The organism is Microbacterium sp. 18062 (assembly GCF_902706225.1).
Taxonomy (GTDB): Bacteria; Actinomycetota; Actinomycetes; order Actinomycetales; family Microbacteriaceae; genus Microbacterium.
The window spans coordinates 1-22,879 of sequence record NZ_CACSKB010000058.1; the positions used below are offsets into that span (position 1 = coordinate 1).

Consider the following 22,879-nt stretch of genomic DNA (forward strand, 5'->3'; position numbering starts at 1 on the left):
GTAGCTCCGTCTCTGGGGCTCGGAGATCTGTATAAGCGACAGTCCGCTGTGTGCATCCACGGCACACCCCTGCTCCCCCGCCACCCGCCGAGGGCATCGGGCGAGCAGGGGTGTGCCGTGGATGCACACAGCGGATGCGGCGAACCGCTGTCGGCACCCTCCAACGCCCGTCCGAGCGCCGCCGATAGGGTGGAACCCGTGACGGACACCCCTGACCTCTCGACCACGGCCGGCAAGATCGCCGATCTGCGCCAGCGCTACCAGGAAGCGGTGCTCGACGCCGAGCAGACCGCTCTCGCCAAGCAGCACGCGAAGAACAAGCTGACCGCCCGGGAGCGCATCGAGCTGCTCGTCGACCACGGCAGCTTCGTCGAGATGGACGAGTACGTGCGCCACCGCACGACCGCCTTCGGCATGGACAAGGCGCGCCCCTACGGCGACTCCGTCGTCACCGGCGTCGGCACGATCCACGGTCGCACGGTCGCCGTCTACGCGCAGGACTTCTCCACCTTCGGCGGCTCGCTCGGCGAGGTCGCCGGCGACAAGATCATCAAGGTGATGGAGTTCGCCCTGCGCGGCGGGATGCCCTGCATCGGCATCCTCGACTCCGGCGGCGCGCGCATCCAGGAGGGGGTCGTCGCCCTCGGCAAGTACGGTGAGATCTTCCGCCTGAACACCGCCGCATCCGGCGTCATCCCGCAGATCTCGATCATCATGGGCCCGGCGGCCGGGGGCGCCGTGTATTCCCCCGCGCTCACCGACTTCGTCGTCATGGTCGACAAGACGAGCCAGATGTTCGTGACCGGACCCGACGTGATCAAGACCGTGACCGGCGAGGACGTCGGGATGGACGAGCTGGGCGGCGCCCTCACCCACAACACCCGCTCGGGTGTCGCGCACTACCTCGCCGAGGACGAGGACGACGCGATCGACTACGTGCGCACTCTCCTCGGGTTCCTCCCCGACAACAACATGGCCGAGATCCCCGGCTATGAGAGCGCGTTCGAGTTCGAGACGACGGATGCGGACCGCTTCCTGAACACCGTCATCCCCGACTCGCCCAACCAGCCCTACGACATCCACCAGGTCATCGAGCACCTCGTGGACGACGCCGAGTTCCTCGAAGTGCAGCCCCTGTTCGCGCCGAACATCGTCATCGGCTTCGGGCGGGTGGAGGGCCGTTCGGCGGGCATCATCGCGAACCAGCCGTCGCAGATGGCCGGCACGCTCAACATCGACGCCGGCGAGAAGGCCAGCCGGTTCGTGCGGTTCTGCGATGCCTTCTCCATCCCGATCGTCACCCTCGTCGACGTGCCCGGCTACCTGCCCGGCACCGATCAGGAGTGGACGGGCGTCATCCGCCGCGGCGCGAAGCTGCTGTACGCGTACGCCGAGGCGACCGTGCCGCTGGTCACCGTGATCCTCCGGAAGGCGTACGGCGGGGCGTACATCGTGATGGGCTCCAAGCAGCTCGGCGCCGATGTCAACCTCGCGTGGCCCACGGCCGAGATCGCGGTCATGGGCGGGCAGGGCGCGGTGAACATCCTCTACCGCGGCGAGCTCAAGCGTGCCGCGGAGGCCGGCGAGGACGTCGCCGCCGTCCGCGCGAAGCTCGCGAACGAGTACACGTACAACGTGGCCTCCCCGTTCCTCGCCGCCGAGCGCGGCGAGCTCGACGGCATCATCGAGCCCGCGCAGACCCGCGTGGCGATCGCCAAGGCGCTCCGGTCGCTGCGCGGCAAGCGCGCGAGCCTGCCGCCGAAGAAGCACGGGAACATCCCGCTCTGATGGCCGAGCACAGCGATCGGGTCGCACCCCACGTGGACGTGCGCCGCGGCAGCCCCACCGCGGAGGAGCTCGCGGCGGTGGTCGCGGTCGTCAGCACCGCCTACACGCAGGAGTCCGAGGACGCTCGGGCCGACGACAGCCGGCGCTCCGCCTGGGAGCTGTCGCAACGCGCCCTGCGCTCTCCCCTGCGACGAGACGTCGGATGGGGCCGCTTCGGCGGCTGAGCTCCCCGTCGGACCGGGGAAGGACGGGGATCGGATGTCCCCCAAAATACCTACAGACCGCGGCGCCGGCGGGCCGGATACTGGAACAGCTGGAACGCATTCATGCGTTCGGTCGTCCCGCCGTCGACCAGGGTAGACGGCCGGGAACGACCCCGCAGACGGTTTTCGGGTAACCGTCTGCCCGGGGCGAGGGGTGTGCGGCTTCGCCGCCCCTCGCTCCCCCTTCTTCCCGGCGCCGGCCGTCCGGCTCCACCGCGACCCGGCTCGGGCTCACCGTGCGGGGTGCTCGATCTCCCGCCACAGGTCCACGCTGTCCTCGTCGGAGAGCCCGAGCGTCGACGACGCACGCCCGACGACCGTGACGGCGACCCGATCATCGGGCGAGGTCCGGATGTAGAGGCGCTCGGAACGGGCGCTGCGCAGGGTGTGGGCGAGCTCCACACGGATCTCGTGCAGCTGCCGCTCGTCGAGGCCGTCGAGACCGCCCTCGTCGAGCACCGTGACGAGCGTTCCCCGCCGGCGGGCCGCATCCAACGCCTCGCGCACGTCCTCGTCCAGCAGGCGCGGGCCCCGCAGCTCGTCGCGCAGCCGCCCCTCGGCGATACGCGCGTCCGTGCGCTCGTCGGCGGTGAGGCGCCCCCCGCTCGCGATCGTCCGGGCCAGCACGGGACCCGCCACGGCGAGGGCACGCTGCACCTGGATGCGCCGCTCGCGCTGCTGGCTGCCCTGCGCCGCCTGAACCGCCGACGCCGTGCGCTGCAGCTCGCCCAGCCGCTCGGTGTCGCGTGCGGCCCGGTCGAGCGCGTAGGTGAAGAACTGCGCCCCGGCGACCCACACGAGGGACCCGACGAGGCCGAGGCCGAGGGCGTCGACGGGGCCGAGCAGGAACATGGACCATCCGGCGAGCACGGCCGTGCCGCTCCACGCCGGCCAGGGACGGCGCCGGATGATCACGATCGTCATGAGCGCGCCGACGCCCCCGATGTACCAGGTCGCGTACTGCTCGGTCAGTCCATCCGGACCGACCCCGGCGGAGATCGCCGGCGGAAGCGCCATCGCCGTGAGGAGGGCGACGATGCACACCCACATCGGCAGCTTCTCCGACCCGCGCGCGACCGTGACGGTGCTCGCCCGCGTCCGCAGCCCCGGCCCCATGCCCCAGAAGATGCACAGCCAGGCCGCCGCGAGATAGACGATCATCGAGACCCACAGCAGCCAGGGCTCCGCGACGGGTCCGGTGATCCACGAGGCGCGCGCGACAAGGAACGCCGTGAAGGCGAGCCCGAGCAGGCTGATCACGAACCGGATGCTGATCATGCGTCGCCCCGCCGCCAGATCATCGTGACGCGGGTGCCCGATGCATCCGAGTCGACGACGGCCTCGCCGCCGAAGGCGCTCACCCGCGCGAGGATCGACGCGCGGATCCCGAGACGGTCGGCCGGAACCCTGTCGATGTCGAAGCCCGCGCCGGTGTCGCACACGGTGATCACGACGCCGTCGGGCGCGGGGAGTCCCCGCACGGTCACGACGAGGCCGGAGGATGCGGCGTGCTCGACGGCGTTCGAGACGGCCTGCGCCGCGGCCAGCACGAGGGCGCGGGCGACCCGGCCGGGCACGGGGGGCGTGGCGGGGTGGACGTCGATCTCGAGCTCGCCGCCCGCGTGCGCATCGTCGAGCACATCGCGGATGTCCTCGACGAGGGTCGTGACGTCGACGGGGGCGTCGCTTCCCTCCCCCACGTCCCGGTCCGTGTTCGCGAGGCGGGTGAGCGCCTCGCGGGCCATGGCGACCGCCAGGTCGCGCTCGCGGGGCGTCTCTGCTCGCGCGGCGGCCAGAAGCGCGGCGAGCACGCTGTCGTGCATCAACGCCGCGACGGCGACGCGCTCGCGCTCGGTGGCGTTGACCGCGGCGGCCTGGGCGTAGGAGCTGACCGCCCGCGCCCGGCGCTCGTCGATGGTCGAGGCCGCAGTGCGGAACGTCCACCCGATCACGAGCAGGATGCTCCCGAGGATGAGGGCGTAGATGCTGTCCAGCGACACCGCGATCCACGCGTCGGGGGCGAAATCCACCTCCAGCATCCGCACGAATCCGTAGAGGAGCGGGGTGACCAGGGTGACCACGAGATGCACGCGCATCGGCATGACGATCACCGAGGCGACCGTCGCGACGTTCACCAGGAAGTAGATCCACGGCTGATAGGTGATCGACGTCTGCGCACCCGCCGTGGCGAACGGCCAGAGCAGCAGGACCAGCAGGTAGGCGACGACGAACAGCGTGCCGCATGCCTTGACGGCGCGTCCGCTGATGAAGGCGATCTCGGTCAGGGCGAGCGGGACGAAGGCGAGCACGAGCAGGACGATGTTCCACCCGGACCGCACGTCGGCGGCGCCGAGCGCGGTGATGAAGGCCTGCGCGCCGAGCGCGAGGAAGCCGATCGCGACCGAGGCCGCGATGACCCGTTCGACGCGCTCCCGGGTGAACGAGGCGATGCCGGGGATACCGGACGGCTCGTCCGCATCCCTCGGCTCGGCGGTCGCGAGCCTACGCGCCATGCGCACCCACCGAGTGCGCCGTGAGCAGGCCGTCCTCGAGCGCGCGGCGCAGCAGATCGACCTTCGTCGGCGCCGGGCGTCCCACCTCTATGTACTTGACGCGGATGCGGGTGATGTTCTCCTTCGCGGTCGAGAAGGCGATCCCGAGCCGCTCCGCCACGATCTTCAGCGGCAGCCCGGCCGCGTACAGCTTCAGCACCTCGCGCTCTCGGGCGGAGAGCTGTGCGTCCGCGAAGGCCCGGTCGCCCTCGATCGCGCTGGCCCACTCCACGGTGTTGAGCACGTCGCCCCGGGCGACCGTGGCGATCGCGCCGACCACGTCGTCGATAGGCGACGCCTTGCTGATGACCCCCGCGGCCCCCGCCAGGAGAGCCTCGCGGACCGCGGCGGGCCGATCGGCCACGCTGTAGATGATCACCTCGGATCCGTCGGCCACGAGTCGCGTGACGTTCTCGGTCACGGTCGTGCCGTCGCCGAGCGTGAGGTCGAGCACCACCACGTCGGCCGGGTCGGCGTGCTCAGCGCGACGCCAGGCGAGGTAGGCCGTGACCGTGGCGCCGGAGAACACGACGTGCGTCGTTCCGGTGCGTGCGCACGCCGCCTCGACCCCGAGCCGGACGGACTCGTGGTCGTCGACGAAGGCGACGCGCGTCATGCGCTCATGGTATCCGCGGCACGCTCACCGTGTGAGCGCGACGACCGCCTCGATGTGGTGCGAGTTCGGGAAGAGATCCACCGCGCGGACCGTCTCGGCGGTGTATCCCTCGTCACGGAAGACCGCCAGGTCGCGGGCCAGCGCGACCGGGTCGCAGGCGACGTAGACGATCCCGCGGGGGCCGAGGCCCGCGATGGCCCGCGCGGTCTCCTGTCCCGCCCCCGCGCGCGGGGGATCGAGCACGACGACCCCGCGCCGCAGCCGTTCACGCTCGGACGCGCCCGCGTCTGCGGACAGCGCGCGGACCCAGCGCTCCACCCGCGCGGTCTCCGCTCGCGCCCCGACCCACTCTGCGAGGTTCCGCCCCGCGTGCTCGGTGGCCCGCGGATCGGATTCGATCGTCGTCACCCGGACGCCGTCGCCCACCGCGTCGCCGATCGCGGCCGCCAGGAGTCCCACGCCGCCGTACAGATCGAGATGCCAGCCGTCCGCGTCCGCCGCCACGTCGCGCAGCGCATCGGTCACGAGCTCGGTGAGGGTCGCCGCCGCGAGACGGTGCACCTGCCAGAAGCCGCCCGCGTCCACGCGGAACTCGCGCGCACCGACCCGTTCGCCGACCACCTCGTGCTTCGCCCGGCGCGCCGGGCGCGCGTCCGGGCGCGCGAGGATTCGCACCACGCCGTCGGCCGGCTGCACGAGGTCGATGCGTCCCGGACGGCCGTGGTCGAGCCCCGCCGCGACCCGTGCGATCGCGGACGTCGCCAGCGGCAGCTCGGTGATGGGCACCACGCGGTGGCTGCGCGCGCCGAACGGCCCGATCCGGCCCTCGTCGTCGACGTGCAGACTCACCCGGGTGCGCCAGCCCGTGCCGTCGGGGCTCTCGTCGTCGACCGAGCCGTCGGCGCGGCGCACCGGGCGCGGCGGCTCGATGGTGGCGGGCAGGTCGAGCCGGCCGATCCGGGCGAGAGCGTCGGTCACGACACGGAGTTTCAGTGCGCGCTGCTCGGGCAGCGCGATGTGCCCGAAGTCGGCGCCACCGGGTCTCTCCGCCGCGGGACGGTCGAGACCCGCCTGTGCCCAGACGTGCGGCCGGCGGTGCGGCGACGCCTCCATGACCTCGTCGACCTCGCCCCGCCAGAATGCCGCCTTGCGCGTGTCGGTCAGCCGCACCCGCACCCGCTCGCCCGGCAGCGTGTCCGGCACGAACACGACGCGTCCCCGCTCGCCGGGAGCCGCGGGATCGGCCCACCGGCCGACGAAGACGCCGCCGTGGGCGACGTCGGTGATCTCGAGGTCGATGACATCGCCCGTCTCCATCCGACGAGCCTCCCACACGCGGCGCACGGCGCGCCCGCAGCTCACCGCACGGGCTTCCGCCTCGCGCGTCCGGCGCCGACCCGGCATCGAAGCGCCGGCCCGCCCCGCGCGTCTCCGCAGCCCCGCTCCCCGGCACGCGCTCGGGGCGCGTGCCGGGGCACGCCCGTCCGAGCGTCGCGGGCGCAGCACGCGACGCACGAACGGCCGTGACGCTGCGGCAGGCATCGCGCGCGAAGCCCGCGACGCCTGCTTCGCAGTCATAATTAGGCAATGCGCGTACTGCTCGCCTCCACCTCCCCCGCCCGCCTGATGCTGTTGCGGCAGGCCGGCATCGAGCCGGCGACGCAGGCCCCGGATGTCGACGAGGACGCCGTGATCGCCGCGGTCGAGGCCGCGGAGGAACGCGCTCTCGCACCCGACGAGCACGTCCTGCTGCTGGCGCGGCGGAAGGCCGCGGCGGTCGCCGCGGTGCTCGAGGCCGACGATCCGGGCTTCGACGGCATCATCATCGGCGGAGACTCGATGTTCGAGCTCGACGGCGAGGTCCTCGGGAAGCCCTACACCCCCGAGGCGGCGACCGCGCGCTGGCGGTCCATGCGCGGCCGGACCGGTGTGCTGCACTCCGGCCACAGCGTCGTGCGGCTCTCGCCGGGCGCCGCGCCGCACGAGGCGCACGCGGTGGCCGCGGCATCCGTCACCTTCGCGGACGACGTCACGGATGCGGAGATCGACGCGTACGTCGCCACGGGTGAGCCGCTGCTCGTGGCCGGCGCGTTCACGGTCGACAGCCTCGGCGGCCCGTTCATCACCCGTGTCGAGGGGGACCCCTCCACGGTCGTCGGCATGTCGCTGTCGACGCTTCGGCGACTGGTGTCGGAGCTGGGCATCGCCTGGACGTCGCTGTGGACCGCTTCGTAGGAAATCGCCGACGGTTCGGTACGGGTTTTGTCGGGTTCGGTCAAAAACACCCGGGACGCTCTCGATAGGCTGGCGTTCATGCCTCGAATCGCCAAGGTCCTCATCGCGAACCGCGGCGAGATCGCCGTCCGCATCATCCGCGCCGCACGGGACTCCGGCAAGGCCTCGGTCGCCGTGTACGCCGACCAGGACCGCGACGCCCTGCACGCCCGTCTCGCCGACGAGGCGTACAGCCTCGACGGCTCGACCGGCGCCGACACGTATCTGTCCATCGAGAAGATCCTCTCGATCGCCCGGCGCTCGGGCGCGGACGCGGTGCACCCCGGATACGGGTTCCTCGCGGAGAACGCCGGCTTCGCCCGCGCGGTGATCGCCGCGGGTCTGACCTGGATCGGCCCGCCGCCCGACGCGATCGAGTCCCTCGGCGACAAGGTGACCGCGCGCCATGTGGCCGAGACGGTCGGCGCGCCGCTGGCCCCCGGCACCCCCGGCCCGGTCTCGGGGGCCGCCGAGGTCATCGCCTTCGCCGAGGAGTTCGGCCTTCCGATCGCGATCAAGGCCGCCTACGGCGGCGGGGGCAGGGGCCTCAAGGTCGCGCGCGAGCTCGACGAGGTCGAGGAGCTCTTCGAGTCCGCCACCCGCGAGGCGATCACCGCCTTCGGCCGCGGCGAGTGCTTCGTGGAGAAGTACCTCGACAAGCCCCGCCACGTCGAGACGCAGTGCCTCGCGGATGCGGCCGGCAACGTCGTCGTGGTCTCGACGCGCGACTGCTCGCTGCAGCGCCGCCACCAGAAGCTCGTCGAGGAGGCGCCCGCCCCCTTCCTGACCCCCGATCAGAACCGCACGCTGTACGAGGCGTCGAAGGCCGTCCTCCGCGAGGTCGGCTACATCGGTGCGGGAACGTGCGAGTTCCTCATCGGCGCGGACGGGACGATCTCGTTCCTCGAGGTCAACACGCGCCTCCAGGTGGAGCATCCCGTCTCGGAGGAGGTCACCGGGATCGACCTCGTGCGCGAGCAGTTCCGCATCGCCGAGGGCGAGCTGATCGGCTACGACGACCCGACCCCGACCGGCCACTCGATCGAGTTCCGCATCAACGGCGAAGACCCCGGTCGCGGGTTCCTCCCCCAGCCCGGCCCGATCAGCGTCTTCAAGACGTTCGGCGGGCCCGGCATCCGTCTCGACTCCGGCGTCACCGCGGGCGACGCGGTCTCGGGCGCCTTCGACTCGCTGCTCGCGAAGATCATCGTCACCGGCCGCGACCGCGCCGAGGCGCTCGCACGGGCACGACGGGCGCTCGACGAGTTCGAGGTCGCCGGCCTGCCGACCGTGCTCCCCTTTCACCGCAAGGTGGTGCGGGACCCCGCCTTCACCGCCGAGGACGGCCGTTTCGGCGTCTTCACGCGCTGGATCGAGACCGAGTTCGAGAACGACATCCCGGCGTGGGACGGCGAGCTGGGCGACCCGGCACCGGCCGAGGCACGCCACACGGTGGTCGTCGAGGTCGGCGGCAAGCGGCTCGAGGTGAACCTGCCCGATCGGATCGCGGCGGCATCCGCATCCGCCGGTCGTCCGGCGATCGTGCCGCCCTCGCGTCGCTCGCACCAGACGTCGGCGAGCGCGGGGGCGTCCGGCGACGCGGTGAAGGCGCCCATGCAGGCGACCATCGTGAAGATCGCCGTCGCCGAGGGGCAGCAGGTCGTCAAGGGCGATCTGGTCGTCGTCCTCGAGGCGATGAAGATGGAGCAGCCCATCCAGGCGCACAAGGACGGCGTGGTCGGCGCGATCGACGCGGACCCCGGCACCACGGTCTCGGCCGGGCATCAGCTCCTGACGATCTCCTAGCCCTCCTCTCTCTCACACGCGTCCGGCCTGCCCGCCGGCGCACGGCGCCCCGACGCCACCCTCCACGATGGCGCCACAATCCTGCAATGGCGCCCGAAGCTTCAGCAGCCACCGCAGGCTGGAGGCGCCACCACAGTCAGGGGCGCCACCGTGTCGGCTCATCGCACGACTGGCGCCCGGATGAGAAGGCCGACCGGATGCGGAGGCCGCGTCCGGTCACCCGCAATCCGGCAGGCCGCATCCGATCAGTTCTCGTCCTCGCCCGCCCGCTCGACGACGTGCATCGACCGCATCGCGTCGGTGATGCTGCCCGACAGCGACGGATAGACCGTGAACACGCGCGAGACCTGATCGACGGTCAGGCGGCGCTCCACCGCGATCGCAATGGGGTAGATCATGTCCGACGCACGGGGTCCGACGATGACCCCGCCGATCACGGTGCCGCTGCCCTCGCGCGCGATGATCTTGACGAAGCCGTCCTTGATGCCCATCATCTTCGCGCGCGGATTGGCGGCGAGCGGCAGCTTGCGCACGACGCCGTTGATCGAGCCGTCGGCGATGTCCTTCTCCTGCCAGCCGACCGTCGCGATCTCGGGCGCGGTGAAGATGTTGGCCGCGATGCGACGCTGCTCGAGCGGGATCACCACGTCGCCCAGGGCGTGGAAGATCGCCGTGCGACCCTGCATCGAGGCGACCGAGGCGAGCGGCACGAAGGTCGTGCAGTCACCGGCGGCGTAGATGTTGGGCACCGAGGTGCGCGCGACGCGGTTCACGCGGATGTGCCCGGACGCGGTCAGCTCGACGCCCGCATCCTCTAGGCCGATTCCGGCGGTGTTGGGGATGGAGCCGACCGCCATGAGACAGTGGCTGCCCTCGACCGTGCGCCCGTCGGAGAGCGTCACGACCACCCCGGTGCCGGTGTTCTCGACGAGGTCGGCGCGGGCCTTGGACAGCAGCGACATCCCGCCCCGGGCGAAGACCTTCTCGAGCACGGCCGCCGCATCCGCGTCCTCGCCGGGAAGCACCTGGTCGCGGCTGGAGACGAGCGTCACCTTCGCGCCGAGGTTCATGTAGGCCGAGGCGAACTCGGCCCCGGTGACCCCCGAGCCGACGACGATGAGGTGCTCGGGGAGCGTCTGCATGTCGTACAGCTGCGTCCAGGTCAGGATGCGCTGCCCGTCGGGCTTGGCCGTCGTCAGCTGTCGCGGCGACGCGCCGACCGACACCACGAGCGTGTCGGCCTCGATCCGGTCGAAGTCGGTGCCGCCGAGGCCGGTCGACACGACGACGGCCCCCGGCCCCTCGAGCCGGCCGTGCCCGGAGATGATGCGCACGCCCGCCTCGGTGAGCGACGCGCGCATGTCGTCGGACTGCTGGCGGGCGAGGGCCAGGAGCCGCTTGTTGACCGCGGCGAGGTTGATCGCGACCTGCGGCTTGAGCGGCTTGCCGTCGCCGCCCTTCGCGAACAGCTGCACGCCGAGGTCGCCCGCGCCCGCGATGGCCACCGCGGCGTCGGCCGTGGCGATCAGCGTCTTCGAGGGGACGACGTCGGTGATGACGGCGGAGCCGCCGACGCCGGCGCGCTCCACGAGGGTCACCTCGGCGCCGAGTTGTGCGGCGGCGAGCGCCGCGTCGTACCCGCCGGGGCCCCCACCGATGATCGCGACGCGCTGGGCACTCTCGAAGCTCCGGGACATGCGCCCATTCTCCCCTCGCGCGAGCAGAGAGAGAAACTCACGCGGACGGGAGGAGAGACCGGCACGACCCGAGTGGCCCCGCGGGTCGCGGATTCATAAGGTGGGGGAATGGCAACCACCAGCACCAACCCGCTCGACGACCCGGCGGCCGACCCGTTCGAGATCGCCCGGCGCGCCGCGGGCGACATCGCCCGCCTCACCGGCGTCGAGCAGCACGACATCGCGCTCACCCTCGGCAGCGGATGGGGAAAGGCCGCCGAGCTCATCGGCGAGACCATCGCGACGATCCCCGCCGCCGAGGTGACCGGCTTCAGCAAGCCCGCGCTTGAGGGACACGTCGGCACGCTCCGGAGCGTGCGCACGCCCGACGGCAAGAACGTGCTGGTGATCGGCGCGCGCACGCACTACTACGAGGGCCACGGCGTCCGCCGCGTCGTGCACAGCGTGCGCACGGCCGCCGCGACCGGGGCGAGGACGATGGTGCTCACCAACGGCGCGGGCGGCATCAAGGCGCAGTGGACGCCCGGTCAGCCCGTGCTGATCAGCGACCACATCAACCTCACGGCCGACTCGCCCCTCGAGGGCGCGACCTTCGTCGACCTCACCGACCTCTACTCGTCCCGCCTGCGCGACCTCGCCCGCACGATCGACCCGTCGCTCGACGAAGGGGTGTACTGCCAGTTCCGCGGTCCGCACTACGAGACCCCGGCGGAGGTGCAGATGGCGAAGACCATCGGCGGCCACATCGTCGGGATGTCGACGGCGCTCGAGGCCATCGCCGCCCGCGAGGCGGGCCTTGAGGTGCTCGGGTTCTCCCTGATCACCAACCTGGCGGCCGGCATCCAGACGACACCGCTCAGCCATGCCGAGGTCATCGAGGCCGGCCGCGAGGCGGAGCCGGTGATCTCGGCGCTGCTGGCCCGCGTGATCGGCGCACTGTGAGCGGGGCGGATGCCGAGCGCGAGCCCGTGGGCGGCGGGGCTGACACGGAGCACGAGCCCGATCCCATCCTCCAGGCCGCCCACGCCTGGCTGGCGCAGGACCCCGACCCGGAGACCCGCGCGGAGCTCACGGCGCTGATCGATGCCGAAGCGGCCGGCGACGCCGCCGCATCCGCCGGTCTCGCCGAACGCTTCGGCGGCCGGCTCGCCTTCGGCACGGCGGGGCTCCGCGGCGAGCTCGGCGCGGGGCCGAACCGTATGAACCGCGTGCTCGTCGCCCAGGCCGCCGCGGGGCTGGCCGCCTACCTGCGGGAGAAGACGCCCTCGGACCGCACGCCCGTGGTCGTGGTGGGCTACGACGGCCGCCGCAACTCCGACGTGTTCGCGCGGGACTCGGTCGAGATCTTCGCCGGTGCCGACCTCGACGCGATCCTCCTCCCCCGGCTCCTGCCGACGCCTGTGCTCGCGTTCGCCGTCCGGCGGCTCGGCGCGGACGCGGGCGTCATGGTCACCGCCAGCCACAACCCGCCGAACGACAACGGCTACAAGGTCTACCTCGGCGGCGCCGACGACGGCGCGCAGATCGTGCCGCCCGCCGACGGCGAGATCGCGGCCCACATCGCGCGGGTGGCCGCATCCGTCCCCGTGAGCGAGCTCCCCCGCTCGCTGGCGTACCGCACGGCCGCCGAGACGGTGGTCGACGGCTACGTCGCCCGGACCGCGGCCGTCGCCCCCGCGACCGCCGGGGCCGACGGGCTCCGCTGGGTGTACACGGCGATGCACGGCGTGGGCGGCGAGACGTTCACCCGGATCGTCGAGGCGGCCGGATACCCGGCACCAGTGACGGTCGCGGAGCAGATAGAGCCGGATGGCGCGTTCCCGACCGTCGCGTTCCCGAACCCCGAGGAGCCCGGGGCGATGGACCTCGCGTTCCGCACCGCGCGCGCGAGCGATGCGGAGCTGGTCATCGCCAACGATCCGGACGCGGACCGCCTCGCGGTCGCCGTGCCGGACGCCGAGGCCGAGGACGGCTGGCGGCGGCTCACCGGCAACCAGGTCGGGCTGCTGCTCGGATGGCGCGCGGCACGCCTCGTGGCGGCATCCGAGGTGCCGCCCGGCGCCTCGCTCGCCTCCTCGCTCGTCTCGTCACCGGGGCTGGAGACCGTGGCCCGGCACTACGGGCTCGACTTCCACGCCACGCTCACCGGATTCAAGTGGATCTCCCGTGCCCCCGGCATCGTGTTCGGCTTCGAGGAGGCCCTCGGCTACCTCGTGAACCCCGAGACGGTGCGCGACAAGGACGGCATCTCGGCCGCCGTCGCCATCCTCGGTCTCGTCGCGGAGGCCCGCGCGGAGGGCCGCACGCTCACCGACCTGCTCGACGAGTTCGACGAGACGTTCGGCTTCTTCGCGAGCGACCAGATCTCGGTGCGCGTCGACGACGTGTCGACGATCGGCCGGATCATGGCGGCGCTCCGGGCGCAGCATCCGGCGCGTGTCGGCGAGACCAAGGTCAAGCAGGTCGACGATCTGCTCCAGGGAGTGGACGGGTTCCCGCGCGGCGACGTGCTGCGGCTGCGGCTGAAGGGGGGCGCCCGCCTCATCGTGCGGCCCTCGGGCACCGAGCCGAAGCTGAAGCTGTACCTGGACGTCCGCGGCGAGTCCGCGGCGGACGCCCGGACGCGTCTGACCGCGCTGGAGGCCGGAGCCCGCGACCTGCTCGCCGCGCTGACCTGAGCCCCACGGGCTCCGTCAGCCGTCGATGACGGAGACGAGCTCGTCGAGGAACGCGGAGAAGTCCGTGCCGCGGCGGACGATCCGCTGCACACTGTCGCGCTCGCTGAACACCTCGACGAACTGCTCGAAGACGGTCTGGAACGCCTCGCGGTCGCTCTCCGAGAACGCGGCCAGCGCCACGACCTGCACACGACCGTCGCCCCATGGGATCGCGTGCTCGGCGATGCCGATCGCGATCGCCGTGCGGGTCGCGGTCATGCCGATCGCGTGCGGCACCGCGAGCGCGTCGGTGAACGCCGTGGACGAGAGCCGCTCGCGCTCGATCGTGCGGTCGAGGTAGTCGCCGTCGATGACGCCCTGCGCCACCAGTGTGCCGCCGAGGCGCCGGATGACGGCCTCCTCGCCGCCGGAGACGTCCAGGCCGCGTACGAACGCCGTCGGGTCGAAGTAGCGCTCGAGCTCGGCGCGCAGGCGGGCGAGTCGTCGTCCGCGGCGGATGCGGCCCGCCACGGTCTGCACCCGCTCGACGTCGGCGGGGGTGAGGAAGGGCTGGATGCGGACGAACCGATCGCCCGCGATGGCCGGGTCGATCGTGGTCAGCACCAGATCGGTGTCGATGGACGCCCAGTCCGGGTCGACCCGGGTCTCGACCTCGACGACCTCGATCGCCTGCCCGAGCGACCGGTCCACGCTCGAACGCAGCAGCTCGTGCAGCTCGTAGTATCCGGGGCAGACGATCGTCGCGGTCAGCAGGTGGTCGGCGTGGCGGCTGCGCTCGAGCTGACCGCCCACGTGCATCGCGATGTAGGCGATCTCGTCGTCGAGGAGCGGAATGCTCAGTCGCTCGTGTAGCCGGCTCGCGATGTACACGGCGACCTCGAAGATCATCGGGTACGTCGCCTTGAGCGAACGCGTCAGCGGGTTGCGCGACCAGGCCTGCTCTCGCGCGCGCAGGCGCAGGTTCTGCACGTGCAGCGCCAGACGCAGCACGAACGCCGGGGCGACGATGTCGACCAGGAACTCGGATGCCGCCTCGGCCACCACGTCGGCGACGACCTGCTCGACCTCGGGGTCGAGCGGCGCGCGCGACTCGTCCGTCGCCCCCGGAGCGACGATGCGGGTCAGCACGAGGGTCGCCAGGTGCTGGCGATCGCCGGCCCCCAGCTGCACGTCGAGGTGCGCGAGCGCGAGCTCGTCGATGATCCCGGCGATCGCGTCCTGCGCGGCGCTCGCCGGAGCGCCGATGTCGGCGAGCGCACGGCCCGCGGCCACACGATCCGCCGAGATGGCGATGTGCATGATGACGTCGGAGATGCCGAACTCGTTCACGAAGTACCCGAGCCCGGAGAGCCGGGACACGAGCTCCGCCTTGAACGGCCCGAATGCGCGCGGTCCGACCGAGCTCTCGCCGAGCGTCCGGCGCAGCGCCTGCAGATCGAACGCCCCGGCGTCCATCTCGTCGTGCGCGAGCCGGCTGAGAAGTCGCCGCTGCGCGGCCTCGGTGCCCACCAGACGAGCACGGGACGCCGATCTCTCGAGCGTGAGCTCCGTGCCTCCGAGGAGCCCCCGCACACGCGAGAGATCGGATTCGAGCGTGGCCGGGCTCACGAACAGCGCGTCAGCGGTCTCATAGACGTCGATGCCGTCCGCGCCGCCCAGGAGCGCGCGGACGATCGTGTGCAGGCGGTCGCGCGGGGTTCCCGCATCCGCCGCCTGCGACCGGAGTGCGGCCGTCGCCTCGGCGGCCGCACGGTATCCGAGCGGGCCCGACTCGACGGCGCCGACCGCGCGCGCGTTGATGCCGGTGACGTACGAGCGGATGCTGCGCGGTGTCACGCCCAGGGCGTCGGCGAGGGTCGCCGCCGTCACCCAGTCCCGCTCGCGGACCAGCACCGCGAGGACCCGGTCCTGTCTCGCTCGTGTCACGGTCGCCTTTCGCGGTGCCGGCGCGCGGCACGCCGACACCCCATTCCATCACGCTGCACGACCGGCGGGCTCCGCCTTTCCGCACCCCGCGGAAGAACCTCTGGTTGACCGGCTCCCAGCAGCTTTCCAGGATGGTTAGGAAGGAGGCGGGTCGATGAGGATCCTGGTGGTGTGCGGATCAGGTGCGTCCAGCACGTTCGTGGCGCAGCGGCTACGACGAGCGGCGCGCGAGGCCGGACTAGACCACGACGCCACGGCCATCAGCCGCTCCGCCCTCGCGGACCGTCTCGGCTCGGCGCAGATCGTTCTGATCGGCCCGCACCTGACCGACGCGATCGACGGCATCCGTACGGATGCGGCAGCGTACGGAATACCCGTGCTCGTCCTGCCCGATGACGTCTTCTCCGACCGCGACGGTGCGCGGACCCTGCGCCTCGTGACCGAGACGACCGCGTCCCCCGATGGCCACCCGGCCTGAGCCAAGAAAGGCACCACCATGGCACTCGCAACCCGCACCGTGCGCATCGGATCGTCCCACGGTCTGCACGCGCGTCCGGCGAAACTCTTCGCGCAGGCCGCGAAGGAGGCCGGCGTCCCGGTCACGATCGCGAAGGACGCCGGTGCGCCGGTGAACGCGGCCAGCATCCTGGGCGTCATCGCGCTGGGCATCGACCACGGCGACTACGTCACCCTCACGGTCGACGGCGGCGACGCCGAGGACATCCTCGACCGCCTCGCCGACCTGCTGTCCACGGACCACGACTCGGAGTGAACGCGACCATGAGCACCATCCCCGGAGTCGGCATCGGACTCGGCGTCGCACAGGGCCCCGTCGCCCGCATGGCCGCGCCCCTGCCCGCCCCCGCGAACGACCCATCCCCCCTGAGCGCGCAGGACGAGACCGCGCGGGTGCGCGAGGCCGTCCACGCCGTCGCACGCGAGCTCGAGGAGCGCGGTGCGCTGGCCGGCGGCGCCGCGCGGGACGTCCTCGAGGCGCAGGCCATGATGGCGGAGGACCCCTCGCTGGAGTCCGAGGTCGACACCCGCCTGGCCGCGGGCGCGACCGCCGAGTGGGCCGTGCACGACGCCTTCGCGAGCTTCCGCGACACCCTGACCGCCGTCGGCGGCTACCTGGGCGAGCGGGCGGCGGACCTCGACGACGTCGCCCAGCGCGTCATCGCCCGCCTGCGGGGCGAGCCGGCGCCCGGTGTCCCCGACCCCGGCCACCCGTTCGTGCTCGTCGCGACCGACCTCGCCCCGGCCGACACCGCCCTCCTCGACCTCGATCAAGTGCTCGCGCTGATCACCAGCGAGGGCGGCCCCACCTCGCACACCGCGATCCTCGCCCGGGAGAAGGGCATCGTCGCCATCGTCGGCGCCGCGGAGGCCGCCCGCCTCGCCGACGACGAGACGGTCATCGTCGACGCCGCCGCCGGAGTCGTCGTCACCGAGCCCACCGAGGAGGAGCTGCAGCGGGCACACAACCGCGCCGACGCGCGGGCGAACGCCGCATCCGCCCCGATCACCCCGGGCGCCCTCGCCGACGGCACCGCGGTGCCGCTGCTGGCGAACCTCGGCAAGCCCGACGGCGCGGCAGAGGCCGTCGAGCTGGGAGCCGAGGGCGTCGGGCTCTTCCGCACCGAGTTCCTCTTCCTCAGCTCGACGAACGCCCCGACCGTCGCCCAGCAGCGCGAGTCGTACCGCCAGCTGCTGGCGGCCTTCCGCGGCAAGAAGGTGGTCGTCCGCGCCCTCGACGCAGGGGCGGACAAGCCGCTCGCCTTCCTCAACGACGCGCACGAGGAGAACCCGGCGCTCGGTCTCCGGGGCCTGCGCGCGCTCCGCGCCAACGAGGACATCCTGCGCGAGCAGCTGACCGCCCTCGCCGAGGCGGATGCGGACGTCCGTGCCGGCGGGGAGGCCGCAGACCTCTGGGTCATGGCGCCGATGGTCTCGACGGTCGAGGAGACGAGCTACTTCGTCACCCTCGCCCGCGAGTACGGGATCAAGACGGCGGGCGTCATGGTGGAGGTCCCCTCCTCCGCGCTCCTGGCCGACCGCGTGCTGCGCGAGGCGGACTTCGCCTCGATCGGCACGAACGACCTGACCCAGTACACCCTGGCCGCCGATCGGCTGCTCGGCTCGGTCGCGTCGTTCCAGGATCCGTGGCACCCCGCGGTGCTCAGCCTCATCCGCACCACCGGCCGCGCCGGCGCCGACCTCGGCAAGCCCGTCGGAATCTGCGGCGAGGCCGCGGCGGACCCGCTGCTGGCGGTCGTGCTCGTCGGCCTCGGCGCGACGAGCCTGTCGATGGCGCCGAGCGCCCTCGCAGACGTCCGCGCCACCCTGCTTCAGTACGGCCTCGACGACGCGCGCCGCATCGCCGAAGCCGCCCTCGCCGCGAACGACGCGGCATCCGCCCGGATCGCGGCCCGCGAAGCCGCGACCGCATAGAAGGAGACACAGCGATGACAACGACGTCCACATCCGCCAGCAAGCCGGGAGGTGCCCGCGTCGCCGTCCAGCGATTCGGCACGTTCCTCTCCGGCATGATCATGCCGCTTATCCCCGCGCTGATCGCATGGGGTATCTTCACGGCCTTCTTCATTGACGTGGGGTGGACGCCGGTTCCCGCGCTCGCGACGATCGTCGGCCCCTTCATTCATTATCTGCTGCCGATCCTGATCGCCTACCTCGGCGGTCACCTTGTCTACTCGGTGCGCGGCGGTGTCGTCGGCGCGATCGCGACATTCGGCGTCATCGCCGGATCGGATTGGTTGATCGCCGGAATCAACGCCGCTCTCCCCGCCGACAACCAGCTAGGCGAAATCAACATGTTCATCGGCGCGATGATCATGGCGCCGATGGCCGCGTGGACGATGAAGCAACTCGACAAGCTATGGGACGGCAAGGTCAAGGCCGGTTTCGAGATGCTCGTGAACATGTTCTCGGCGGGCATCTGGGGCTTCGCGATGGCCATCTTGGGCTTCTACCCACTCGCCTGGCTCATCAACGGCCTGATGGACGTGTTGAGCACAGCGGTCAACTGGCTTATCGAGACGAACCTTCTGCCGCTGACGAGCATCCTCATCGAGCCAGCGAAAGTGCTGTTCCTCAACAACGCCATCAACCACGGCGTCCTGACTCCGCTCGGTATCCAGCAAGCGTCCAGCAGCGACACTGGCGGGTCGATCCTCTTCCTGCTCGAGGCGAACCCCGGCCCGGGCGTCGGGTTGCTACTCGCCTTCACGTTCTTCGGGATCGGCGCGGCGCGCGCATCCGCGCCCGGTGCGGCGATCATCCAGTTCTTCGGCGGCATCCACGAGGTGTACTTCCCGTACGCCCTGATGAAGCCGACACTGATCCTCGCCCTCATCGCCGGCGGGATGACCGGCGTCACGACGAACCTGTTGCTCGGCGGCCTGCTACGAGGGCCGGCGGCACCGGGCAGCATCATCGCAGTCGAGGCACAAGTCGCCAACAACAGCTACTTCGCCGTAACGCTCTCGGTGATCCTGGCTGCCGCTGTGACATTCGTTGTCGCATCGGTCATCCTGCGCGCCTCTCGTAAGCGCGACCTACTCGCCGAAGGCGACGCGTTCGGCGCGGCCGTGTCGCAAACCGCCGCCAACAAAGGCAAGAGCTCGGCGGCACTCGATGCGCTGCGCGCGTCGGACGGCAAGGACCGAGCGGTCGTGAGAGAGGCGCAGGACGCGGTGGACCGCCTCGAGGAAGAAGAAGAGACCGGGGGCGCCCTCGATGGCGGCCAAGTGCTCATCACCAAGCGCGTGGAGAACATCGTGTTCGCGTGCGACGCGGGCATGGGCTCCTCGGCGATGGGCGCGAGCGTGCTGCGCAACAAGATCAAGAAGGCGGGGGTGGAGGGCGTGTCCGTGACGAACAAGGCGATCGCGAACCTCGACGGCACGGCCGATCTGATCATCACGCAGAACCAGCTCACCGACCGCGCACGCCGGCAGTCGCCCGACGCGGTCCACGTGTCGGTCGACAACTTCATGAACTCGCCGAAGTACGACGAGGTCGTGGACCTGGTGGTCGATCAGCAGAAGGATGGTCAGCAGGGCTGACCGTTCCCGCTCGCCGGGCGGAGGGGGCGTCCTCTCCGCCCGGCGGGCATCCCGCCGTTCCGGCGGTCGTCCGTCGCGCCGGCGGGCGAGCCAACCGAAAGGAAGCATCATCATGGCAGTTCTGAGCATCGGGCAGGTACGCATCCATCCGGGCAGCGTCAGCCGCGAGGAGGCGACTCGCGAGGCCGCCGACATCCTGCAGTCCGCCGGAGCCGTCACCGGCGCCTACTTCGACGCGATGCTGCAGCGCGAGGAGACCGTCTCGACCTACATGGGCAACGAGCTGGCGATCCCGCACGGCACGAACGAGACGAAGGACGCCATCCTCGACTCCGCACTCTCGGTCGTCCGCTACGACGGCGGCATCGACTGGGGCGGCGAGCGCGTCACCTTCGTCATCGGCATCGCCGGCAAGGGCGACGAGCACCTCGACATCCTGTCGCAGATCGCCATCCTCTTCTCCGACGAGGACGACGTGGCGCGCCTCAAGGCCGCCGCCACGCCGGAGGACCTGTACGCCCTGCTCTCGGCGGTGAACCAGTGAAAGCCGTCCACTTCGGCGCCGGCAACATCGGCCGCGGGTTCGTGGGGCTGCTCCTCCACGAGGGCGGCTACGAGGTCGTCTTCTCCGACGTGTCCGCGGAGCTCGTCGACGCCATCAACGCCGCGTCCTCCTACACCGTGCACGAGGTGGGCGACGGCGGGGTCGATGTCGAGGTCACCGGCTTCCGCGCCCTCAACAGCGCCGAGGACCCGCAGGCCGTCGTCGACGAGATCGCCACGGCGGATGTCGTCACGACCGCCGTCGGCCCGAACATCCTGCGCTTCGTTGCACCGCTCGTGAACGCGGGGCTGGCGTTGCGCGATCCCGCGCTCGCCCCGCTCCAGGTGATGGCGTGCGAGAACGCGATCCGTGCGACCGACCAGCTGCGCGCCCACATGCAGGAGCACGCGGCCTCCGCATGGGACGCCCTCGCCGCGAGCGCGGTCTTCGCCAACACCGCCGTCGACCGGATCGTGCCGGGTCAGCCCGCCGGCACGGGCGTCGATGTCGTCGTGGAGCCGTTCTACGAGTGGGCCATCGAGCGGGTCCCGTTCGAGGGCTCGCTGCCGAACGTGCCCGGCGCGCACTTCGTCGACGACCTCGCCCCGTTCATCGAGCGCAAGCTCTTCACGGTCAACACCGGTCACGCGGCGACCGCCTACTACGGCGCCCGGGCGGGCGTCGAGAAGATCTCCGACGCGCTGGCGGTGCCCGAGATCGCCGCCGCCGTGTCGGCGACCCTCGCCGAGACCTCGGCCGTGCTCATCGCGAAGCACGCGTTCGCCCCGGACGAGCTGGCCCGCTACCGCGAGACGATCCTGGCGCGGTTCCGCAACCCGGGCCTGCCCGACACGGTCTGGCGGGTCGGACGTCAGCCGCTGCGCAAGCTCTCCCGCCACGAACGCTTCATCGGCCCGGCCGCCGAGGCCGCGGAGCGAGGGCTGCCCACCGACGCCCTGGTCGCCACGGTCGGCGCGGCGCTCGCGTTCGCGGCGCCCGAAGACCCGGAAGCCGTCGAGCTGCAGCGCCTCCTGCGCGAGACCGATGCCACCGCGCTGACCGCGGAGATCACCGGCCTCGAGCCGGAGCATCCGCTGTTCGAAGCCGTCCGCACGGCCGTCGCCGCCCGCCAGGCCGAGCTGGCCTGACCCCGTGTTCGGCTTCGCCTGATCTGCGTGCTTGGCTTCGCCTGACCTGCGGGTTCGGCTTCGCCTGACCTGACGGCATCCCGTTGCTCACGCAGCTGCGCGCCCGTCCGGTAACAGGAGAAATCTCCTACACAGGACGAATCACTCGAAATCGTCCTGCAACAGGAGATACTTCCTGCGTAGCGGATGCGGCAATGCGGTGGATAGAGCCCATGCAGCGCATACGACGGATGCAGCGGATGCGTTCGCCGGGCGGCCCGCACCATACCGGCCTGTGACCGGCCCGAGAGCCGCACCACCACACCACCCCGCACCCCCGCGGGCGAGCAACGCGCCCTAGCGGTCGAAGCCCTCGCCGATCAGCTCGATGAGCTCCTCGCGCTCCTCGACGGGCAGGAACGCGCCCGCGGCCGCGTTCAGCTGGAACGTCTCGAGGTCCTCGAGCCCGTACTCGAACGTCTCGGCCAGCAGCGCGAGCTCCCGGGTGAGCGAGGTGCGGCTCATGGTGCGGTTGTCGACGTTCACGGTCACCGCGAACCCCAGCTGGTAGAGCAGGTCGAACGGATGGTCGCCGAGCTCCCGGCCCCACGCCGCGATCGCACCCGTCTGCAGGTTCGACGACGGCGACAGCTCGAGCGGGATCTCGCGGTCGCGCACCCAGCGCGCGAGGTCGCCGAAGACCACCTCGACGACGTCGCCCGATCTCGACACGACCTCGAGGTCCTCCGCCAGCCGCACGCCGTGACCGAGGCGGAGCGCCCGCCCGTCGATGAGCGCCGAACGGATGCTGTCGAGCCCGGCCGCCTCGCCGGCGTGCACCGTCACCGGGAAGAACTCGCTCGCCAGGTAGTCGAACGCCGAACGGTGGCGTGAGGGCGGGAAGCCGTCCTCGGCGCCGGCGATGTCGAAGCCCACCGCGCCGCGGTCGCGGAACGCGACGGCGAGCTTCGCGATCTCGAGCGAGCGGTCGGCGTGGCGCATCGCGGTGATGAGCTGGCCGACCCGGATCTCCCGCCCCGCCTCCGCCGCGGCGTCCTCGCCCTCCTCGATGCCCTCCTGCACGGCCTCGACGACCTCTTCGAGCGACAGTCCTCCCCCGAGATGCTGCTCGGGCGCCCAGCGCACCTCGCCGTAGATGACGCCGTCCTCGGCGAGGTCCTCGACGAACTCACGGGCGACCCGCGTCAGTCCCTCCCGGGACTGCATGACCGCGGTCGTGAGATCGAACGTCTTCAGGTACTCCACGAGCGATCCGGAGTCGCTCTTGTCGGCGAACCAGTCGGCGAGGTCCTCGGCGTCGGCCTCCGGCACCTCCACGCCCGCCGCGTCCGCGAGCTCGACGATCGTCGCCGGGCGGAGCGCCCCGTCCAGGTGGTCGTGCAACGAGACCTTGGGCAGGCTGCGCAGCGACACGCCTTCCAGCAGTGCGTCTCCGTGCTGATCGATGGGCATGCGGGGCTCCTCGGGGTGGGTGGGAAAAGTCAGGCGGTGATGCGTTCGAG

General features: G+C 71.7%; 19 protein-coding genes. 12 read left to right on the forward strand and 7 right to left on the reverse strand.

Annotated elements, in window-relative coordinates:
• Positions 1-189: 189 nt before the first annotated feature.
• Both GVL03_RS16470 and GVL03_RS16475 read left to right on the forward strand, forming a co-directional pair.
• Positions 190-1,788, forward strand: coding sequence for an acyl-CoA carboxylase subunit beta (locus GVL03_RS16470; protein WP_159502113.1), 1,599 nt, complete (start codon positions 190-192; stop codon positions 1,786-1,788).
• Positions 1,788-2,012, forward strand: coding sequence for an acyl-CoA carboxylase epsilon subunit (locus GVL03_RS16475; protein ID WP_159502096.1), 225 nt, complete (start codon positions 1,788-1,790; stop codon positions 2,010-2,012). The genes GVL03_RS16470 and GVL03_RS16475 overlap by 1 nt, the downstream gene beginning before the upstream one ends.
• A 270-nt stretch (positions 2,013-2,282) precedes the next feature.
• Here the strand turns inward: GVL03_RS16475 and GVL03_RS16480 are convergent, their stop codons facing one another.
• From GVL03_RS16480 to GVL03_RS16495, 4 genes are read right to left on the reverse strand one after another with little or no spacing between them, the layout of a single operon-like run.
• Positions 2,283-3,329: a hypothetical protein gene (locus GVL03_RS16480; protein ID WP_159502097.1), complete on the reverse strand. Its 1,047-nt coding sequence runs from the start codon at positions 3,327-3,329 to the stop codon at positions 2,283-2,285.
• Positions 3,326-4,564 (reverse strand): sensor histidine kinase, encoded by a 1,239-nt coding sequence (locus tag GVL03_RS16485; RefSeq protein WP_159502098.1) that lies wholly within the window; start codon positions 4,562-4,564, stop codon positions 3,326-3,328. The genes GVL03_RS16480 and GVL03_RS16485 overlap by 4 nt, the downstream gene beginning before the upstream one ends.
• Complete coding sequence (locus GVL03_RS16490) at positions 4,554-5,219, reverse strand: response regulator transcription factor (protein WP_159502099.1); 666 nt, start codon at positions 5,217-5,219, stop codon at positions 4,554-4,556. The genes GVL03_RS16485 and GVL03_RS16490 overlap by 11 nt, the downstream gene beginning before the upstream one ends.
• Positions 5,220-5,243: 24 nt before the next feature.
• Complete coding sequence (locus GVL03_RS16495; protein ID WP_159502100.1) at positions 5,244-6,536, reverse strand: class I SAM-dependent RNA methyltransferase; 1,293 nt, start codon at positions 6,534-6,536, stop codon at positions 5,244-5,246.
• Between the two features lie 270 nt (positions 6,537-6,806).
• Here GVL03_RS16495 and GVL03_RS16500 point away from each other — a divergent pair, with 270 nt between their 5' ends.
• Both GVL03_RS16500 and GVL03_RS16505 read left to right on the forward strand, forming a co-directional pair.
• On the forward strand, positions 6,807-7,454 hold the full coding sequence (locus tag GVL03_RS16500; protein WP_159502101.1) for a nucleoside triphosphate pyrophosphatase: 648 nt from the start codon (positions 6,807-6,809) through the stop codon (positions 7,452-7,454).
• A gap of 78 nt (positions 7,455-7,532) precedes the next feature.
• Positions 7,533-9,299, forward strand: a complete 1,767-nt coding sequence (locus GVL03_RS16505; protein ID WP_159502102.1) for a biotin carboxylase N-terminal domain-containing protein — start codon at positions 7,533-7,535, stop codon at positions 9,297-9,299.
• 245 nt (positions 9,300-9,544) lie between these two features.
• Here GVL03_RS16505 and GVL03_RS16510 read toward each other — a convergent pair whose 3' ends face one another.
• Complete coding sequence (locus tag GVL03_RS16510; RefSeq protein ID WP_159502103.1) at positions 9,545-10,996, reverse strand: NAD(P)H-quinone dehydrogenase; 1,452 nt, start codon at positions 10,994-10,996, stop codon at positions 9,545-9,547.
• Positions 10,997-11,104: 108 nt separating this feature from the next.
• Between GVL03_RS16510 and GVL03_RS16515 the strand changes: the two genes are divergently transcribed.
• Together GVL03_RS16515 and GVL03_RS16520 are read left to right on the forward strand one after the other, a co-directional pair.
• The gene (locus GVL03_RS16515) at positions 11,105-11,938 is read left to right on the forward strand and encodes a purine-nucleoside phosphorylase (RefSeq protein WP_159502104.1); all 834 of its coding nucleotides are present in this window, start codon (positions 11,105-11,107) and stop codon (positions 11,936-11,938) included.
• 26 nt (positions 11,939-11,964) lie between these two features.
• On the forward strand, positions 11,965-13,674 hold the full coding sequence (locus GVL03_RS16520; protein WP_159502114.1) for a phospho-sugar mutase: 1,710 nt from the start codon (positions 11,965-11,967) through the stop codon (positions 13,672-13,674).
• Between the two features lie 15 nt (positions 13,675-13,689).
• On the opposite strand, the gene GVL03_RS16525 is transcribed toward GVL03_RS16520, so the two are convergent.
• Positions 13,690-15,600, reverse strand: a complete 1,911-nt coding sequence (locus GVL03_RS16525; RefSeq protein ID WP_159502105.1) for a transcription antiterminator — start codon at positions 15,598-15,600, stop codon at positions 13,690-13,692.
• 154 nt (positions 15,601-15,754) lie between these two features.
• Here GVL03_RS16525 and GVL03_RS16530 point away from each other — a divergent pair, with 154 nt between their 5' ends.
• The 6 genes from GVL03_RS16530 to GVL03_RS16555 all read left to right on the forward strand — a co-directional run bounded on the left by GVL03_RS16530 (position 15,755) and on the right by GVL03_RS16555 (position 21,377).
• Positions 15,755-16,078 carry a PTS sugar transporter subunit IIB gene (locus tag GVL03_RS16530; RefSeq protein ID WP_159502106.1) on the forward strand — a complete coding sequence of 108 codons (324 nt, stop codon included), beginning with the start codon at positions 15,755-15,757 and terminating at the stop codon, positions 16,076-16,078.
• A gap of 18 nt (positions 16,079-16,096) precedes the next feature.
• Positions 16,097-16,372, forward strand: a complete 276-nt coding sequence (locus GVL03_RS16535; protein WP_159502107.1) for an HPr family phosphocarrier protein — start codon at positions 16,097-16,099, stop codon at positions 16,370-16,372.
• Between the two features lie 8 nt (positions 16,373-16,380).
• Positions 16,381-18,051, forward strand: coding sequence for a phosphoenolpyruvate--protein phosphotransferase (gene ptsP / locus GVL03_RS16540; RefSeq protein WP_159502108.1), 1,671 nt, complete (start codon positions 16,381-16,383; stop codon positions 18,049-18,051).
• Positions 18,052-18,065: 14 nt separating this feature from the next.
• Positions 18,066-19,685: a PTS mannitol transporter subunit IICB gene (locus tag GVL03_RS16545; protein ID WP_159502109.1), complete on the forward strand. Its 1,620-nt coding sequence runs from the start codon at positions 18,066-18,068 to the stop codon at positions 19,683-19,685.
• A 112-nt stretch (positions 19,686-19,797) separates the two neighbouring features.
• Entirely contained in the window at positions 19,798-20,229 is a 432-nt protein-coding gene (locus GVL03_RS16550) for a PTS sugar transporter subunit IIA (RefSeq protein WP_159502110.1), read from the forward strand.
• The gene (locus tag GVL03_RS16555) at positions 20,226-21,377 is read left to right on the forward strand and encodes a mannitol-1-phosphate 5-dehydrogenase (RefSeq protein ID WP_159502111.1); all 1,152 of its coding nucleotides are present in this window, start codon (positions 20,226-20,228) and stop codon (positions 21,375-21,377) included. Before GVL03_RS16550 ends, GVL03_RS16555 begins: the two co-directional genes overlap by 4 nt.
• Before the next feature lie 336 nt (positions 21,378-21,713).
• Here the strand turns inward: GVL03_RS16555 and GVL03_RS16560 are convergent, their stop codons facing one another.
• On the reverse strand, positions 21,714-22,829 hold the full coding sequence (locus GVL03_RS16560; protein ID WP_159502112.1) for an adenosine deaminase: 1,116 nt from the start codon (positions 22,827-22,829) through the stop codon (positions 21,714-21,716).
• Between the last annotated feature and the right edge of the window lie 50 nt (positions 22,830-22,879).